Consider the following 15,950-nt stretch of genomic DNA (forward strand, 5'->3'; position numbering starts at 1 on the left):
GCCCATGACGGCCCGGCTCAGACCTCGAACGCCGCCAGCTCGGCGGCCAGTCGTGCGCCGACGTGCGCGTGCAGGAACGTCCCGCTCTCACGGTGCTCCTGCGCGACGATGAGGCCGCTCTCGTGCACCGCCGAGACGAGGTCGCCACGGTCGTACGGCACGACCGCCTGCACCTCCACGGCGGGAAGGGGCAGCGCGTCCTCGATGGCGGCACGCAGCTCCTCGATGCCCTCGCCCGTCCGCGACGAGACGAACTTCGCGTTCGGAGCCAGTCCCCGCAGCACGAGCCGGTCGTCCTCGCTCACGAGGTCGGCCTTGTTGAAGACGACGATCTCCTGGCCGAAGTTCGCGTCGACGTCGCCCATCACGTCGCGCACCGTCATGAGCTGCGCGGCCGGATCGGGGTGCGAGGCGTCGACAACGTGCAGGATGACATCGGCGTCACCGACCTCCTCGAGCGTCGACCGGAACGCCTCGACCAGCTGGTGCGGCAGGTTGCGCACGAAGCCCACGGTGTCGGTCAGCGTGTAGACGCGTCCGTCACTGGTCTCGGAGCGGCGGACCGTGGCATCCAGCGTCGCGAACAGGGCGTTCTCGACCAGGACACCGGCACTGGTGAGGCGATTGAGCAGGCTGGACTTGCCGGCGTTCGTGTAGCCCGCGATCGCGACCGAGGGGATCGTGTGACGCTTGCGCTCGGCGCGCTTGGCCTCGCGCGCGGGGGCGAAGTCGCGCAGCTGCTTGCGCAGCAGGGCCATCTTCGTGCGGATGCGACGACGGTCGAGCTCGATCTTCGTCTCACCCGGACCGCGCGAACCCATCCCGGCGCCACCGGCGCCGACCTGTCCACCGGCCTGACGCGACATCGAGTCACCCCATCCACGCAGCCGCGGGAGGAGGTACTCGAGCTGCGCGAGCTCCACCTGCGCCTTGCCCTCGCGACTCTTGGCGTGCTGGCTGAAGATGTCGAGGATCACCGTCGTGCGGTCGATCACCTTCACCTTGACGACGTCTTCGAGCGCGCGCCGCTGGCTGGGGGCGAGCTCGGTGTCGGCGATCACGGTGTCGGCGCCCACTGCGGCGACGATGTCACGCAACTCGGCGGCCTTTCCGCGACCGACGTACGTCGCCGGATCGGGGTGGGGTCGACGCTGCAGCACGCCGTCGAGCACGACCGCGCCGGCCGTCTCGGCCAGAGCCGACAGCTCGCGCAGCGAGTTCTCGGCATCCGTCTGCTCCCCCTGGGGGTGCACGCCGACGAGGACGACGTTCTCGAGGCGCAGCTGGCGGTACTCGACCTCGGTGACGTCTTCGAGCTCGGTCGAGAGCCCGGCGACGCGGCGCAGCGCCGCGCGTTCCTCGCGGTCCCACTGGTCGCCGTCGCTGTCGCCGCCGTACGCGGTGGTGCTGTCCTGCAGGGCCTGAGCGGCACCGAAGACCCGGACCCCGCGGTGCGCATCGGCGCGCGCGAGCACACGGTCGACCGGGTCCACGGCAGACGCGTCGATGCTCGGGGGCGTGGTCTGTTCGGTCATGTGTTCCTTTCGTCGCGGGCCCGGCCCGCGGTGGTACTGATGTTCTGGCACTTTATCCGGCCCGGCGGTCGAAGCCGCGGTCGGATATCCTGGGCGGATGGGGAGCGAGCACTACTTCAGCGCGTCGCCGTCGAGTCCCGAGCAGCTCCGCCGCATCCGCGTGACGTTGGCCGGCCGAGAGCTCGAGCTCGTCACGGCGGGCGGCGTCTTCAGTCCCGATCACGTGGATGCCGGGACCTCGGTGCTGCTCGCCAACACGCCTCCCCCTCCCGCCGGTGGGAACTTCCTCGACCTGGGATGCGGCTGGGGTCCGATCTCGATCTCGCTGGCGCTCGCGTCACCGCACGCGACCGTGTGGGCGGTCGACGTCAACGAACGGGCTCTCGATCTCGTGAGGCGCAATGCCGAGTCGCTCGGCCTCACCAACATCAACGCCGTTCGACCCGAGGATGTTCCCGACGACGTGACGTTCCGCACCATCCGGTCGAACCCGCCGATCCGCGTGGGCAAGAACGAACTTCACGGGATGCTCCAGCACTGGATCCCCCGTCTCGCCGAGCGAAGCGACGGCTGGTTCGTCGTCCAGCGCAACCTCGGATCCGACTCCCTGCAGCGCTGGCTCGCCGCGACGTTCCCCGACGGCTACAGCGTCCAGCGTGCCGCCACCGGACGCGGCTTCCGCGTGCTGCGCGTGCGTCGCCACGGTTCGCCGCCGAGCGAGCTGATCGACGTCATCCGCTGACCCGACGACACCCGTTCGCGGACTCCCGCCGCGTGCGGCGAGAGGGCAGGTCCATCGCCCGCCGAGCGGCATCCGGATGCCACGGGCCGGGGCCGACGAGTCGACGGCTGCTCAGGCGAGAGCGACCTCGCCCGTGAACACCAGCGAGGCGGGGCCGGACAGGAACACGTGCCCGTCGGCCACACGGACCCCCAGCGTCCCGCCCGGGGTGTCGACGACCCAGTGGTCGGGAGCGGCAGCGCCGGCCCAGTGGCGAACGGCGAGCGCCGCGGCGGCGACGCCCGTTCCGCAGCTCAGGGTCTCACCGACGCCGCGCTCGAACACGCGCAGGCGGATCGCCCCGACGCCGTCGCGCACGAGCGGGTCGGCCGGGACGACGAACTCGACGTTGGCGCCGTGCCGCGGCGCGGGGTCGAGCACGGGCTGGAAGGTCAGGTCGAGCCCCTCGAGCTCGGCATCCGACGACAGGGCGACGACCACGTGCGGGTTGCCGACATCGATCCCCACTCCCGGGCGCGCGACGCTCAATCCCTTCGCGCGCACGAGGGTCTCGTCGGCCTCCACGACGTAGGCACCCAGGTCGACCTCGAAGCCGCGGTCGCTGCGCGTGAGGGTCTTCACCCCCGCCCGCGTGCCGATGCGCAATCCGTCGTCGATCGACGCGAGGCCGGTGTCGGTGAGGTACCGGGCGAAGACGCGCGTGCCGTTGCCGCACATCTCGGCCTTGGACCCGTCGGCGTTCCGGTAATCCATGAACCACTCGGCCCCGGATGCCGCAGCCTCGGCGCCCTCGAGGATCGCCGCCGAGCGGACGACGCGCAGCAGTCCGTCGGCGCCGATGCCGAAGTGGCGGTCGCACAGCGCGGCGACCTGCGCGTCGGAGAGATCGATCTCGCCGTCGGGATCGGCGATCACCACGAAGTCGTTGCCGGTGCCGTGACCCTTGGTGAAAGCGAGAGAGGACATGGGACCAGTCTACGGACGACCCGCGGTCGGCCGTCCTGGTGAGAAGGCCCGGCGATCTGCGGCGGGTCGTGAGGCGCGTTGACGCCGGCGAGCGGGCCCGACGGTCTCAGGCGGGTCGACCGGGCCCGTCGACGATCAGCCGCCGGCCGGTCGCCCAGGTCTCGAACGGTTCGTAACCCAGCGCGTCGTAGAAGCCCCGCGCTCCGGTGTTGTCGGGGCGCACCATGAGCTGCACCTTCGGGCAACCCATCGCCTCGAGCAGACGCTCCGCCTCGGCCACGAGCGCACGCCCCACTCCCCGCCCGCGGTGCGAGGCCGCAGCGGCGAGGTAGTAGAGCCACCCGCGATGCCCGTCGTAACCCGCCATCACGCTGCCGACGATCGCCTCGTCGTCGACGGCGACGAGGAAGAGCTCGGGCTGCACGGTGAGCTTCCGACGGATGTCGGCGCGCGGGTCGTTCCACGGGCGGGTCAGTCCCGCCTCCTCCCACAGCGCGACGACCGCGTCCTCGTCGGTGGGCGCGAACGCGCGGATCGCGATGGTCATCGATCGTCCCTCTCCGCCGCGCGCACGAGCTGCGCGGCATCCGTCGTCCGGGCATCGACGATGCGGGCGTCGGCGTAGCGGCGGAACCACGACACCTGCCGGCGCGCGTACCGCCGGGTCAAGGCCTGCGTCTGCGCGATGGCGTCTTCGCGCGTCAGGTCTCCGCGCAGCTGCGCGAGCGCCTGCGCGTACCCGATCGCGCGCGACGCCGTGACGCCCCGCTCGAGCCCCTCGTCGCGGAGCCGCTCCACCTCGTCGACGAGACCCTCGGCCCACATGCCCTCGACGCGCGCGTCCAGCATCGCCACCAGCTGCTCGCGGTCCACGTGCGTCGTCACGATGCGCGTCGACGGATGCCACTGCTCCGGCGCGTGCGGAAGAGCGCCGCCGTGGGTCTCGCCGCCCTGCTCCAACACCTCGAGCGCGCGCACCACGCGTCGGCCGTTGCGCGGGTCGATGCGGGCCGCCGCGTCGCGATCGGCCTCGCGCAGCCGCGCGAACAGCGCGCCGGCCCCCTCGCGCTCGAACTCCGCCTCGAGGCGGGCGCGCAATGCCTCGTCGCGCGGGGGGAAGCGGAAGTCCCACAGCACGCTCGAGACGTACAACCCGGATCCGCCGACGAGGATCGCCTCAGCGCCCCGGCCGTGGATCGCGGAGATCGCCGCGCGGGCGGCATCCTGATACCAGGCCACCGCGGCCTCGTCGGTCACCGCGAGCGCATCGAAGAGGTGGTGCGGGATGCCGCGTCGCTGGGGCACCGGGATCTTCGCGGTGCCGATGTCCATGCCGCGGTACAGCTGCATCGCGTCGGCGTTCACGATCTCCGCCGGGCGCCCCGTGGCCGCGAGAGCCTCGGCGAGGTCGAGGGAGAGTCCGGTCTTGCCGGTGCCGGTGGCTCCGACGACGCTCCAGAGGGCGGGCCTCGTCACACGCCGACGCGGAGCGTGGGGAGTCCGAGCGACACGGCGCGGGGAGCGCCGTCGTCACCCGCGGGGGCGGGCACGCCGCACGACTCGGCCTGCGAGCGGTCCCACGCGTCGCCGGCACGTGTACGTCGGATGCGCAGGGGCGCACCGTCGACGGCGTCGGCGAGCAGGTGGAACGGCGCCGCGTGGGTCACCGTGACCGACACGACATCGCCCGGACGCGGCACGGCCGAGCCCGCCGGCAGCTCGAAGTGCACGAGGCGGTTGTCTTCGGCGCGGCCGGTGAGACGGTGGGTCTCGGCATCCTTCTTGCCCTCGCCGGTGGAGACGAGCACCTCGAGCGTGCGGCCCAGCTGCTTCCGGTTCTCCTCCGCCGAGATCCGGTCCTGCAGCGCGATGAGGCGCTCGAACCGTTCCTGCACGACGGCCTTCGGCACCTGATCGGCCATGGTGGCCGCCGGCGTGCCCTCGCGGATGGAGTACTGGAACGTGAAGGCGCTCGAGAACCGCGACGCCTCGACCACGCGCATCGTCTCTTCGAAGTCCTCGTCGGTCTCACCGGGGAAGCCGACGATGATGTCGGTCGTGATCGCCGCGTCGGGGATCTGCGCGCGGACCCGGTCGAGAATGCCGAGGAACTTCTCGCTGCGGTACGACCTGCGCATCGCCTTGAGGATGCGGTCGGAACCCGACTGCAGCGGCATGTGCAGCTGCGGCATGACGGCCGGGGTCTCCGCCATCGCAGCGATGACGTCGTCGGTGAAGGCGGCCGGGTGGGGGCTCGTGAAGCGGATGCGCTCGAGGCCCTCGATCTCGCCCGCGGCGCGGAGCAGTTTGCCGAACGCGAGTCGGTCGCCGAACTCGACGCCGTACGAGTTGACGTTCTGGCCGAGCAGGGTGACCTCGATCGCGCCGTCGTCGACGAGCAGGCGGATCTCGTTGAGGATGTCGCCGGGACGGCGGTCTTTCTCCTTGCCGCGCAGGCTCGGCACGATGCAGAAGGTGCAGGTGTTGTTGCAGCCGACCGAGATCGAGACCCATCCGCTGTGGACCGAATCGCGCTTGGTGGGCAGCGTCGACGGGAAGATCTCCAGCGACTCGAGGATCTCCAGCTCCGCCTCGCCGTTGTGGCGCGCGCGCTCGAGCATCCCGGGGAGCGAGCCCATGTTGTGGGTGCCGAACACGACGTCGACCCACGGAGCCTTCTGCTGGACCGCGTCCTTGTCCATCTGCGCGAGGCAGCCGCCGACGGCGATCTGCATGCCCGCGTGCGCGTCTTTGCGCGACTTCAGATGGCCCAGCGTGCCGTAGAGCTTGCCCGCCGCGTTGTCGCGCACGGCGCACGTGTTGATGACGACGACGTCGGCCTCGGTGCCCGCCTCGGCGCGCACGTAACCGGCGCTCTCGAGCGACCCGCTCAGACGCTCGGAGTCGTGCACGTTCATCTGGCATCCGAAGGTGCGGACTTCGTAGGTACGCGCGCCGGCGTCGCCCTGGGCGGCGGAGGAGGGCGCGATGAGCGTCGGGGTCGAGACAGGGGTGGTCATGATGCGAGCAATTCTAAAGCCCGCCCCTGGAGACGACGTCGTCGTGCCCCAGGTCACGGTTTGCGGCACCGCCCTGGCGGCACGCATAGGGAATGGATAGTGTGTGCCCACGCTCACCCGTCCGCCTGCGGGTTTCCGGGGGGAGAAGTATGCGGACAACACAGGCGACCTCGTGGTCGCGCGCCCTGATCGGTTCCGACCGGGATGCCATCGAGCTCGCATCCCGTGTGCATTCCGGCGTCTCGATGGTGGTGGCAGGACCTCGCGGCAGCGGTCGCAGCTACGTCATCCGCACCATCTCCGCCGAGGTGGAGAGCCTCGGACGCGAGGTCATCGTCGTCCGGCCGGCGTCGGCGCTGACGTCCGTCCCCTTCGGTGCGCTGACGGCAGCCGGCCACCCCGCCCTGCGGAACCTGATCGAGGGCGCGCCGACACCCATCGACGGCGTGATCGTCATCGACGACGTCGACACCCTCGATCCCGCCTCGGCCCGTGCGATCGCCCACGGGGTGGCGACGCGCCGGGCGACCGCCGTCCTCGGGCTGCGTACCGCCCGCGCGCGGTCGCTGCACCATCCCGACGACGCCGACGAGGTGCGGCGGACGTTCCTCGACCTCTGGATGGACGGATTCGCCCGACGCATCGATCTGTCGGAGCTCACCGACGACGACGCCCGACGCATGATCGCCCTGTTCCCGGACGCCGACCTGTTGGATGTGCCCACGCGCGCGGGTCTCATCTGGCGCGCGGACGGCTCGCGGACGCTGCTGCGGCAGCTCGTCCTGGAAGCGCTCCGAGCCGTCCGCGACGGCCGTGATCCGCTGCGGGCGATCCGCTCGGTCGCCCCCGGCAGCCGACTCGCCGTCGCCCTGGAACGTCACGTGGCGGGTTTCCTGCGACAGGACCTGGAGTGCCTGGCCGGGGTGCGCCGCCTCGCCCACCTCGAATTCGCGGTCGCCACACGCCTCTTCGACCCCGAGGCTGTCGACGCCCTCATCGGCAGCGGCCTCCTCCACGCCGATTCCTCGCCCGAGCGACGTCTCACCGCCAATGACCTCTTCGCACTGGAGGCGCACCGTCAGCTCGGCGACGACACCGTCGACGCGATGATCGATCGCGCCGGGAGGCGCATGCTCGCCGAGGCCGATCACTGGTGGAGTTCGACCATCGCGGTCTCGGTCTCCGAACGATGGCACCGGCTCGGAGCCGACGCATCGGGCGAATCGGCCTACGCTCCGGCCCTCCGTGGGCGCGTGGCGCTCGACGCCGCGCGAGAGGCGAATGATCGCGGCGACAGCGCGCATGCCGCCGCCCACGCCTCGCGCGGCCTCGCCGCCGTGGACGATCCGGCGCTGCGCGTCGAACTCGACCTCGCTCGCCGCTGCGCCGGCGAACCCGACGACATCGTCGCCGACGGATCCGCGCGCCATCGGATCGCGCGCCTGCAGGCCCGCAGAGCCGCCGCCGGGATGCCGTCATCGTCCGATCCGGGGCAGATCTCCGCCGAGCAGGCCGAGGCGGACGCGCACGTGGAACGTCTGCTGGCCGAGGCGACGCGGGCCGGCAACCGTCTCGACGCCGCGAAGGCCTGCGAACTCACCGATCTCGCCGTATCCCTCCCCGGCGCCTCCCCGTTGGGGCGCTTGCGAGCCCTCGTCGCAGCCGGCACGTCGCAGACCATTCGCGGTCGATGGGCGGTCGCGAACACGCACTACCGCGACGCACAGCGGCTCCTGGATGCGATCCCGCGTCCGCAGGGGATCTCCACCCGCGAGCGCCTCTCGGCCCTGATGTTCCTCCTCATCGGGCATCAGATCGCCGGAGCCGACGGCTCCGCGGTCGAGCAGCGTCTGGAACGGGAACTCGGCCCGGCCGCCCGGGAGGGCGGGGTGTCGGAGCTCACCACCGCGGGAATCGCGGCAGCGATCGCTTTCGCCGCCTCGGGTCGGCCGGAACAGTCGCACCGCGAATGGACGTCCGCGATGCAGCGCGACCCGTCCGCGCTGGGCGATCCGGAGACGGCGATGATGGAGCTGAGCGTCGCGGAGGAACTGGCCCTCGCGGAGCGCCTCGATGAGGCGCGGTCGATCCTCGCCCGGGTCGAGACCGACGGGCCGATCCTCGTCCGCCGCAGCCGCCTCTACGTGGAGACGACCGTGCTGGTGGCCGAGCGACTCCTCGACGACGCGCGAGCCGCCGCTCGCGCAACCGCCGACCTGAGCCGCGGCAGCACCTCGGCGGCTTTGCGGATCCGCGACCTCTACCGACTCGTCAGTCTCGACATCGCCGACGCGGACGAGATCGACGAACTCGTGCAGCTGGCGGCCACCACGGATCTCCCCCTCGCCGCAGACGCCGTGCGCCGGGCATCCGCCCGGTCGGCGGGGAGCGAAGAAGATCGCCCCGTCGACGATCTGCGTCTGCACGCCCTGTGGTCAGCGCGCGAGGCCGATCCGACACCGTCCGACCCCGCCCCGTCTGCTGCTGCCGCGACCGCTCCCCTCCCGGAGGACCTCACGGCGCGCGAGCGCGAGATCGCCCTCCTCGCGCACGAGGGACTGACGAATCGGGCGATCGCCACGCGCCTGTTCCTGTCGGTTCGCACCGTGGAATCCCACGTGTATCAAGCCCGGTTGAAAGTCGGGGCGGCATCGAGACGCGAGCTCGCCCGCATGGTGGCGCAGGGCGAGGTGGCGAGTCCTCCCCCGTCGCCTGACGCCGACAGGGTCAGTCGTCGGGCGTGAAACGCACTCCCGACGCCGGTCGGCCGAAGGATCGACTCCGCCCCATGCCCGCCTCGCTGAGCGCCGTCTTCGCTGCCGACAAAGCCACCGACGACGGGTATCCCCGCCGAGCCAGCTGACCGGCCAGCCGCCGGAGGGACGCCTCGTAATCCTTGCCCTCGACGCCGCGCACTTTGGACCGGGCGAACTCGAGGGCACGCTCTGCGTCGTCGTCGGGGAGCTCGGCGAGGGCCGCCTCGGCGATGTCCCGCGGGATTCCGCGCTTGCGCAGCGTCTCGGCGACGGCGCGCCGACCTTCGCCGCGCTTCTCGACCGCCGACATCGCGAGTTGTTCCGCGAACGCCGCATCATCGAGATAGCCCAGATCGACGAAACGCGCGATCAGGTCTTCGACGACGGTCTCGTCCACCCCGTCGACGCCGCGGACGGCCGTCCGCGCTTCGGACAGCGACAGCGAGCGCGAACGGAGTTTGCGGAGCAGAAGGGCTTCCGCGCGGGCAGGCGCGTCGTCGACACCGGCGTCGTCGGAGCGTGAGTCCGTCGGGCGGTCGCCGCGCGGATGGCCCCCGGGGATGTTCCACGCCGACGGGACGGAATCGTGTCCGGACTCCCCCGAGGAGGCGTCGCTTCTCAACGCCCTCAGTCGCGGGCGCGTCACCGGCGCGGGCACGGCGTCATCCGCCGCCCCGGCGCCGACAGAAGCACGGCCGCGCGACGGGTGCGTATCGTCGGAGCCACGGCCGGAACGCGTCGCCGCCGAACCCCCGAAGAGCGGGATGACCGGCGCGAGATCCGCGTCGACGGCGCGCAACGGGGCCGTCCGGGCCGCGCGCGCATCGCCTGCGCCGTTCGAAGCAGCGCTGCCTGTGCGCTCCTCCCCCTCGTCGGCTCTGGACACGTGCCGTCCGCCGGTGTCACGGGCCCGTGGCGATTCCGCGGACTCCGACGCCGAGGGCACCCGTCCGTCGTCGTCGCCTGATCGAGGCGGACGAACGGGGCCCCGTGCGTCGTCGCTCATCAGGCCGGGCGGCGCTGGGTCAGCTCGTCGTCGGCGGGTGCGGCCACCGGAGGTGCTCCACCGATACCGAGCTTGGACTTGATCTTCGACTCGATCTCGGCCGCGACATCGGGGTTCTTGATGAGGAAGTTGCGGGCGTTCTCCTTGCCCTGCCCGAGCTGCTCGCCCTCGTAGGTGTACCACGCGCCGGACTTCTTCACGATGGCGTGCTCGACGCCGAAATCGATCAGGCTGCCCTCTCGCGAAATGCCCACGCCGTAGAGGATGTCGAACTCGGCCTGCTTGAACGGCGGGGCCATCTTGTTCTTGACGACCTTCACGCGGGTGCGGTTACCGACCGCCTCGGTGCCGTCTTTCAACGTTTCGATACGACGGATGTCGAGGCGCACGGAGGCGTAGAACTTCAGCGCCTTTCCACCCGCCGTCGTCTCGGGAGAACCGAAGAAGACACCGATCTTCTCGCGCAGCTGGTTGATGAAGATCGCCGTCGTCTTGGTGGTGTTCAGACCACCCGTCAGCTTGCGGAGCGCCTGCGACATGAGGCGCGCCTGGAGACCGACGTGAGAGTCGCCCATCTCGCCCTTGATCTCGGCCTCGGGCACGAGGGCGGCGACGGAGTCGATGACGACGAGGTCGATCGCCCCGGAACGGATCAGCATGTCGGCGATCTCGAGCGCCTGCTCACCCGTGTCGGGCTGCGACACGAGCAGGGCGTCGATGTCGACGCCGAGCTTCTTGGCGTACTCGGGGTCGAGCGCGTGCTCGGCGTCGATGAATGCGGCGATGCCACCGGCACGCTGCGCATTGGCGATGGCGTGGAGCGTCAGCGTCGTCTTACCCGACGACTCCGGTCCGTAGATCTCGATGATGCGGCCACGAGGCAGGCCGCCGATGCCGAGGGCCACGTCGAGGGCGACGGAGCCGGTGGGGATGGTCTCGATCGGGGCGCGATCGTCGCTGCCCAGTCGCATGACCGAGCCCTTTCCGAACTGCCGGTCGATCTGCGCCAGGGCCGATTCGAGGGCCTTTTCGCGCTCTGCGGGTGAGGGCATGACGTCTTCTTTCTGCTCGCGTTCCGGTCGCCTATAGGCTGTCGCGTCTCCCACCGACGATGGGGGTACCCGACAAGGCGTTCAGAGTGTCGTTCGACGTTCACCACGTTAGAGAGGGCCTCCGACATTGGAGTCGGAAGATGGTCCTTCTGTGGATGAACGGTCCACGAACATCGTTGTGCAGGAGCCTACGCCCGAATCGAACGTAAATTCGATGACACGCCGTGAATTCGACCGCGAGAGCCGAAGACGAAACGACTCGCCGCCCGGATCGCCCGCGTCACGCTCGAGACCGCGCGCGGCGCTCCTCGACCCGCGTCAGGACCGACGCGGTTCGAGGCGGCCGACGCCGTAACGACGGTTCTCGGGCACGTCGGTCTCGGCGCAGAGCGCCAGCCACACCTCGCGGGGGTCGACGCCGGCCGCGAGTGCATCGACGCTCGTGCGTCCACCCACGGCCGACAACACGAGGTCGGTCAGGAGAGACCCGCCACGAGCGCCGAACTCATCGGCGACGGCGCGATCGAATTCACTGCGACGCATGCGGACGCGTCGTCAGCGCAAAGACAGCTCGGGCTCGACCGCGGCGACCAGGTCGTCGGGAACGACGTCGGGGAAGGACTGCAGGCCCTCGAGCACGGACAGCCGATCGCCCACCTGACGCATGATGGTCGAGATGGGCACGTCGAGCGCTTCGGCCACCGACGCGAGGATCTCGCTCGAGGCTTCCTTCTGACCGCGCTCGACCTCGCTGAGATAGCCGAGCGCGACGCTTGCGCGACTGGCGACCTGGCGGAGGGTACGGCCCTTCTGCTGGCGGAGGTCACGCAGGACTTCGCCGATCTCTTGACGAACCAGGATCATTTTGGGGCCCTCCTCACTGCTGATTCCGTCGCTGCCCGGATGAGCAACTGTAGAACACCATCTGTGGTCACCCTAATGCCGCGCGCTGTGCACCGGATGGGAATCGCTGGACGAAACCGGAGTGTGCGATCATTTGTTCCCGCACTCGGCGTCGATGCTCCACGGCCGAGGAATCACAGAGCGGCGAGGACGCGCCGGATGGCCAGATGAGTGGTCTCCCGGCGGATGCGATCGCGATCTCCCGCGATCACGAGCGAGTCGACCCGGGTGCCCAGCGGCGTGGACACCGCGATGTGCACCGTGCCGACGGGCTGCCCGTCTTGCTCGTCGGGACCGGCGACTCCGGTCGTCGCGACACCGACGTCGGCCGGAACGCCGTCCGCTCCCAGGGCATCCCGCACTCCACGCGCCATCTGGCGGGCGACGCGGGGATGGACGGCACCGTGCGCGTCGAGCAGAGTCTGATCGACCCCGAGCACGCTGTGCTTGAGATCGGTCGCGTAGGCGACCACTCCCCCGCGCACCACGCGCGACGCACCCGGAACGTCGACCAGCGAAGCGACGACGAGACCCCCGGTGAGCGACTCCGCGACGGCGATGGTCCACCCCAGTTCGGCGAGCCTGTCCAGCAGCACCGCTGCACTCTCGCGAGGATCGCGGACGAGCGTCTCGTCGAGGTCGTCGGGCACGCCGTCGATCATCGACGGCCCCGACTCCGGCGCGCGGCACGGACTTCGGTCACGACGTAGTCGATGCCGGAAGCGATCGTCAGGATGACGGCGATCGTCATGGTGATGACCGAGACCCACCAGACGGTGCTCTGCCAGGCGCCCGCATCCGACAGACCGGCGAACGGGATGAGGGCGATCGAGAGGGCGACGGCCTGGAAGACGGTCTTGAGCTTGCCCATCCACGCCGCGGCGAGCACGTGGTTGCTCACGACGATGAACCGGTAGATCGTGATGCCGATCTCGCGGACCAGCACGACGATCGTCACCCACCAGGGCAGTTCACCGAGGATCGACAGCCCGACGAACGCCACGCCCGTGAGGGCTTTGTCGGCGATCGGATCGAGGAGCTTGCCGAGGTCGCTGACGATCTCGTACCGCCGGGCGATGTACCCGTCGACGCCGTCCGTGGCGATGGCGACGATGAACAGGACGGCGGCGGTCCAGCGGAGCGCACCGCCCTGACCCTCGTCGGCCAGCAGCAACCACAGGAACACCGGCGCGCACAGGATGCGCACGATCGTGATCGCGTTGGGGAGCTGCGGGTGCACGGCCATCAGTCGCGTCCCGTCAGCTGCCAGGCGTCTTCGGAGCCCTCGTCGTCTTCGACGACGGGGAGCCCTTCGTACTGCGCCTCGATCGGATCCTCGCCGTACCGATCATCGTCGGCCGGGGCCGCCGGCGCCTCGGGCGCCTCGTCACCGCGCAGGCGCGCGAGGACGGCGGGCAGCTGCTCGTTCGTGACCAGGACGTCGCGGGCCTTGGACCCCTCGGAGGGGCCGACGATCTCGCGCGACTCCAGCAGGTCCATGAGGCGACCCGCCTTCGCGAATCCGACGCGGAGCTTGCGCTGCAACATGGAGGTCGATCCGAACTGCGTCGACACCACGAGCTCTGCCGCGGCCAGGAGGAGCTCGAGATCGTCGCCGATGTCGGCGTCGATCTCCTTCTTCTCCGCGGCCGCCTGCACATCGGCGCGGTACTCGGGACGAGCCTGCTGGGTGACGTGCGCGACGACCTTCTCGATCTCCTGCTCGCTCACCCACGCGCCCTGGACGCGCACCGCCTTCGATGCCCCCATGGGCAGGAAGAGGCCGTCGCCCTGGCCGATGAGCCGGTCGGCCCCCGGCTGGTCGAGGATGACGCGGGAGTCCGTGACGCTCGTCACGGCGAAGGCGAGTCGCGACGGGACGTTCGCCTTGATCAGACCCGTCACGACGTCGACCGACGGGCGCTGCGTCGCCAGGACGAGGTGGATGCCGCTCGCGCGGGCGAGCTGGGTGATGCGGACGATCGAGTCCTCCACGTCGCGGGGAGCGACCATCATGAGGTCGGCGAGCTCGTCGACGACCACCAGCAGGTAGGGGTAGGGCTTGAGCACCCGTTCACTGCCGGCCGGCAGCTGAATCTCCCCCGCGACGACGGCCCTGTTGAAGTCGTCGATGTGACGGAACCCGAACGACGCGAGGTCGTCGTAGCGCATGTCCATCTCTTTCACTACCCACTGCAGCGCCTCGGCGGCCTTCTTGGGGTTCGTGATGATCGGGGTGATGAGGTGAGGCACGCCCGCGTAGGACGTGAGCTCGACGCGCTTGGGGTCGATGAGCACCATGCGCACATCGGACGGCTTGGCACGCATCAGCAGGCTGGTGATCATCGAGTTGACGAAGCTCGACTTACCGGACCCCGTCGAACCGGCGACGAGCAGGTGGGGCATCTTCGCCAGGTTGGCGACGACGAAGCCGCCACCGACGTCTTTGCCCACTCCGATGGTCATGGGATGCGTCGACGAGGTCGCGGCATCCGATCGGAGGATGTCGCCGAGGGTCACGATCTCGCGGTCGGCGTTCGGGATCTCGACACCGATCGCGCTCTTCCCGGGGATCGGGGCGAGGATGCGCACCTCGTTGGAGGCGACGGCGTAGGCGATGTTGTTGGTCAGGGCGGTGATGCGCTCGACCTTTACACCGGGCCCGACCTCGATCTCGTACTGCGTCACGGTCGGGCCGCGCGAGAACCCGGTCACGCGCGCGTCGACCTTGAACTGCTCCATCACGCTCTCGATGGCGGCGACCACCGCGTCGTTCGCCGCGGAGCGGGCCTTGGGGGGCGTCCCGGTCGCGAGTGCCGTGACGGCGGGGAGGCGATAGTTCGCGGCGGGCGGGGCGCCCGCGCTGTCGCCGCCGAGCCCCGAGATGCCCGGCAGGTCGTCGTCGCCGCCCAGATCGATCGGCGAGTCGTCGTGCAGGCCTCGGCCCGAGACGGCACCGGCGAGCGCGCTCGCATCGAACACCTCGGTGAGGGCGTCGGGTGCGGGCGGGAGCGGTGGCGGGGTCGGCGCCTTGGTACGAGGGGCGACGGGCTCGGGTTCGACCACCGCCGACTCGAAACCGCCCTGCGTCGTGCCGGGCGAGAGCAGCGTCGTGAGGTCGTCGGAGCCGAGGGAGCCGTCGGTGTCTTCTTCGCGGCCCGACTTGTTGCGTCGCCACCAGGGCAACGACTTCTCCGCGGGCTCGTCGCCGGCGTCGTCGACGGGGAGGACCTTCGTGGTCGCATCGGACTGCTCCGCCCGCTCGACCCCGAACATCCAGGCGTAGAGATCGCCGAGTCGGCGTCCGATGCGGTTGGGGGGCGTTTTGGTGAGGATCAGCACGCTGAGCACGGCCAGGAGCGACAACGCGATGTACGCCCCCACGTCGGTGAGCGCGATGGCCAGGGGTTCCCCCACGATCCAGCCGGCGATACCGCCGGCCGGGCTGATGGCGGGCAGACCGCCCTCGCTGGGGACCGGGCGCCCGCCGGCGACGTGGCAGAACCCGGCGAGCGTCACGATGAACAACCCGAATCCGATGCCGACGCGTCCGTTGTCGTGCACCGAGGCGGGATGCCGGAAGAGCCAGCCCGCCAGCAGGAGGAGCAGGACGGGGAGCACGAAGGCGACGCGGCCGAAGAGGGCGCCGAAGCTGTAGGCGCTGATCAGCGCGGCCGCTTCGGTGCCGATGAAGAACCACTCCACGACCGCGCCGAGGACGGCCAGCACGACCAGGAAGAACGGGAAGCCGTCGCGACGCTGATCGCGTTCGAGGTTCTCGGGGCCGAATGCCCGGAACATGCCACCGACGCCGTGGGCCACCGCCATCCACGCGCGCGCGGGGACGGGAGGCTTCTCGGGCTCGTCGACGTAGCGCTTCGGCGCGGGCGCCGATGCTTTCGATCGCGACGACCCCTTCGCGGGGGCGCGACCGCCGGACGGGGACGAGGTGCGGGCCATGCCTCCACGG

General features: G+C 70.5%; 14 protein-coding genes. 2 read left to right on the forward strand and 12 right to left on the reverse strand.

Annotated features, from left to right (window positions below; translation table 11 throughout):
* Nucleotides 1-17: 17 nt before the first annotated feature.
* A complete protein-coding gene (hflX, locus tag RWH44_RS00390; RefSeq protein WP_298875208.1) occupies nucleotides 18-1,535 on the reverse strand; it encodes a GTPase HflX in 1,518 nt (505 codons plus the stop codon).
* Between the two features lie 97 nt (nucleotides 1,536-1,632).
* Between hflX and RWH44_RS00395 the strand changes: the two genes are divergently transcribed.
* Complete coding sequence (locus tag RWH44_RS00395) at nucleotides 1,633-2,277, forward strand: class I SAM-dependent methyltransferase (RefSeq protein WP_316003061.1); 645 nt, start codon at nucleotides 1,633-1,635, stop codon at nucleotides 2,275-2,277.
* A gap of 111 nt (nucleotides 2,278-2,388) precedes the next feature.
* Here RWH44_RS00395 and dapF read toward each other — a convergent pair whose 3' ends face one another.
* The 4 genes from dapF to miaB all read right to left on the reverse strand — a co-directional run bounded on the left by dapF (nucleotide 2,389) and on the right by miaB (nucleotide 6,263).
* Nucleotides 2,389-3,243, reverse strand: a complete 855-nt coding sequence (dapF, locus tag RWH44_RS00400) for a diaminopimelate epimerase (RefSeq protein ID WP_316003062.1) — start codon at nucleotides 3,241-3,243, stop codon at nucleotides 2,389-2,391.
* Nucleotides 3,244-3,349: 106 nt separating this feature from the next.
* Nucleotides 3,350-3,790, reverse strand: coding sequence for a GNAT family acetyltransferase (locus RWH44_RS00405; protein ID WP_316003063.1), 441 nt, complete (start codon nucleotides 3,788-3,790; stop codon nucleotides 3,350-3,352).
* Entirely contained in the window at nucleotides 3,787-4,719 is a 933-nt protein-coding gene (miaA, locus tag RWH44_RS00410; RefSeq protein WP_316003064.1) for a tRNA (adenosine(37)-N6)-dimethylallyltransferase MiaA, read from the reverse strand. Before miaA ends, RWH44_RS00405 begins: the two co-directional genes overlap by 4 nt.
* The gene (gene miaB / locus RWH44_RS00415; RefSeq protein WP_316003065.1) at nucleotides 4,716-6,263 is read right to left on the reverse strand and encodes a tRNA (N6-isopentenyl adenosine(37)-C2)-methylthiotransferase MiaB; all 1,548 of its coding nucleotides are present in this window, start codon (nucleotides 6,261-6,263) and stop codon (nucleotides 4,716-4,718) included. The genes miaA and miaB overlap by 4 nt, the downstream gene beginning before the upstream one ends.
* 149 nt (nucleotides 6,264-6,412) lie before the next feature.
* Here miaB and RWH44_RS00420 point away from each other — a divergent pair, with 149 nt between their 5' ends.
* Entirely contained in the window at nucleotides 6,413-9,007 is a 2,595-nt protein-coding gene (locus tag RWH44_RS00420; protein WP_316003066.1) for a LuxR C-terminal-related transcriptional regulator, read from the forward strand.
* Here the strand turns inward: RWH44_RS00420 and RWH44_RS00425 are convergent.
* From RWH44_RS00425 to RWH44_RS00455, 7 genes are all read right to left on the reverse strand, one after another.
* Nucleotides 8,991-9,641, reverse strand: coding sequence for a regulatory protein RecX (locus tag RWH44_RS00425; protein ID WP_316003067.1), 651 nt, complete (start codon nucleotides 9,639-9,641; stop codon nucleotides 8,991-8,993). The genes RWH44_RS00420 and RWH44_RS00425 overlap by 17 nt on opposite strands.
* 383 nt (nucleotides 9,642-10,024) lie before the next feature.
* Nucleotides 10,025-11,077 (reverse strand): recombinase RecA, encoded by a 1,053-nt coding sequence (gene recA, locus RWH44_RS00430; protein WP_316003068.1) that lies wholly within the window; start codon nucleotides 11,075-11,077, stop codon nucleotides 10,025-10,027.
* A 318-nt stretch (nucleotides 11,078-11,395) separates the two neighbouring features.
* Nucleotides 11,396-11,620: a DUF3046 domain-containing protein gene (locus RWH44_RS00435; RefSeq protein WP_076674742.1), complete on the reverse strand. Its 225-nt coding sequence runs from the start codon at nucleotides 11,618-11,620 to the stop codon at nucleotides 11,396-11,398.
* A 12-nt stretch (nucleotides 11,621-11,632) separates the two neighbouring features.
* Nucleotides 11,633-11,941 carry a helix-turn-helix domain-containing protein gene (locus tag RWH44_RS00440; RefSeq protein WP_298875173.1) on the reverse strand — a complete coding sequence of 103 codons (309 nt, stop codon included), beginning with the start codon at nucleotides 11,939-11,941 and terminating at the stop codon, nucleotides 11,633-11,635.
* A 173-nt stretch (nucleotides 11,942-12,114) separates the two neighbouring features.
* Complete coding sequence (locus RWH44_RS00445; RefSeq protein WP_316003069.1) at nucleotides 12,115-12,642, reverse strand: CinA family protein; 528 nt, start codon at nucleotides 12,640-12,642, stop codon at nucleotides 12,115-12,117.
* Nucleotides 12,639-13,226 carry a CDP-diacylglycerol--glycerol-3-phosphate 3-phosphatidyltransferase gene (pgsA, locus tag RWH44_RS00450; RefSeq protein ID WP_298875166.1) on the reverse strand — a complete coding sequence of 196 codons (588 nt, stop codon included), beginning with the start codon at nucleotides 13,224-13,226 and terminating at the stop codon, nucleotides 12,639-12,641. The genes RWH44_RS00445 and pgsA overlap by 4 nt, the downstream gene beginning before the upstream one ends.
* The gene (locus RWH44_RS00455) at nucleotides 13,226-15,940 is read right to left on the reverse strand and encodes a DNA translocase FtsK (RefSeq protein ID WP_316003070.1); all 2,715 of its coding nucleotides are present in this window, start codon (nucleotides 15,938-15,940) and stop codon (nucleotides 13,226-13,228) included. The genes pgsA and RWH44_RS00455 overlap by 1 nt, the downstream gene beginning before the upstream one ends.
* Nucleotides 15,941-15,950: the final 10 nt, after the last annotated feature.

The sequence above is a fragment of the Microbacterium phycohabitans genome, assembly GCF_032464935.1.
Classification (GTDB): domain Bacteria; phylum Actinomycetota; class Actinomycetes; order Actinomycetales; family Microbacteriaceae; genus Microbacterium; species Microbacterium phycohabitans.

What these genes read in the sequence shown, in the direction of transcription:
- hflX (WP_298875208.1), bottom strand. Translation starts at nt 1,535, where the DNA reads ATGACCGAACAGACCACGCCCCCGAGCATCGACGCGTCTGCCGTGGAC.
- RWH44_RS00395 (WP_316003061.1), top strand. Translation starts at nt 1,633, where the DNA reads ATGGGGAGCGAGCACTACTTCAGCGCGTCGCCGTCGAGTCCCGAGCAG.
- dapF (WP_316003062.1), bottom strand. Translation starts at nt 3,243, where the DNA reads ATGTCCTCTCTCGCTTTCACCAAGGGTCACGGCACCGGCAACGACTTC.
- RWH44_RS00405 (WP_316003063.1), bottom strand. Translation starts at nt 3,790, where the DNA reads ATGACCATCGCGATCCGCGCGTTCGCGCCCACCGACGAGGACGCGGTC.
- miaB (WP_316003065.1), bottom strand. Translation starts at nt 6,263, where the DNA reads ATGACCACCCCTGTCTCGACCCCGACGCTCATCGCGCCCTCCTCCGCC.
- RWH44_RS00420 (WP_316003066.1), top strand. Translation starts at nt 6,413, where the DNA reads ATGCGGACAACACAGGCGACCTCGTGGTCGCGCGCCCTGATCGGTTCC.
- recA (WP_316003068.1), bottom strand. Translation starts at nt 11,077, where the DNA reads ATGCCCTCACCCGCAGAGCGCGAAAAGGCCCTCGAATCGGCCCTGGCG.
- RWH44_RS00435 (WP_076674742.1), bottom strand. Translation starts at nt 11,620, where the DNA reads ATGCGTCGCAGTGAATTCGATCGCGCCGTCGCCGATGAGTTCGGCGCT.
- RWH44_RS00440 (WP_298875173.1), bottom strand. Translation starts at nt 11,941, where the DNA reads ATGATCCTGGTTCGTCAAGAGATCGGCGAAGTCCTGCGTGACCTCCGC.
- RWH44_RS00445 (WP_316003069.1), bottom strand. Translation starts at nt 12,642, where the DNA reads ATGATCGACGGCGTGCCCGACGACCTCGACGAGACGCTCGTCCGCGAT.
- pgsA (WP_298875166.1), bottom strand. Translation starts at nt 13,226, where the DNA reads ATGGCCGTGCACCCGCAGCTCCCCAACGCGATCACGATCGTGCGCATC.
- RWH44_RS00455 (WP_316003070.1), bottom strand. Translation starts at nt 15,940, where the DNA reads ATGGCCCGCACCTCGTCCCCGTCCGGCGGTCGCGCCCCCGCGAAGGGG.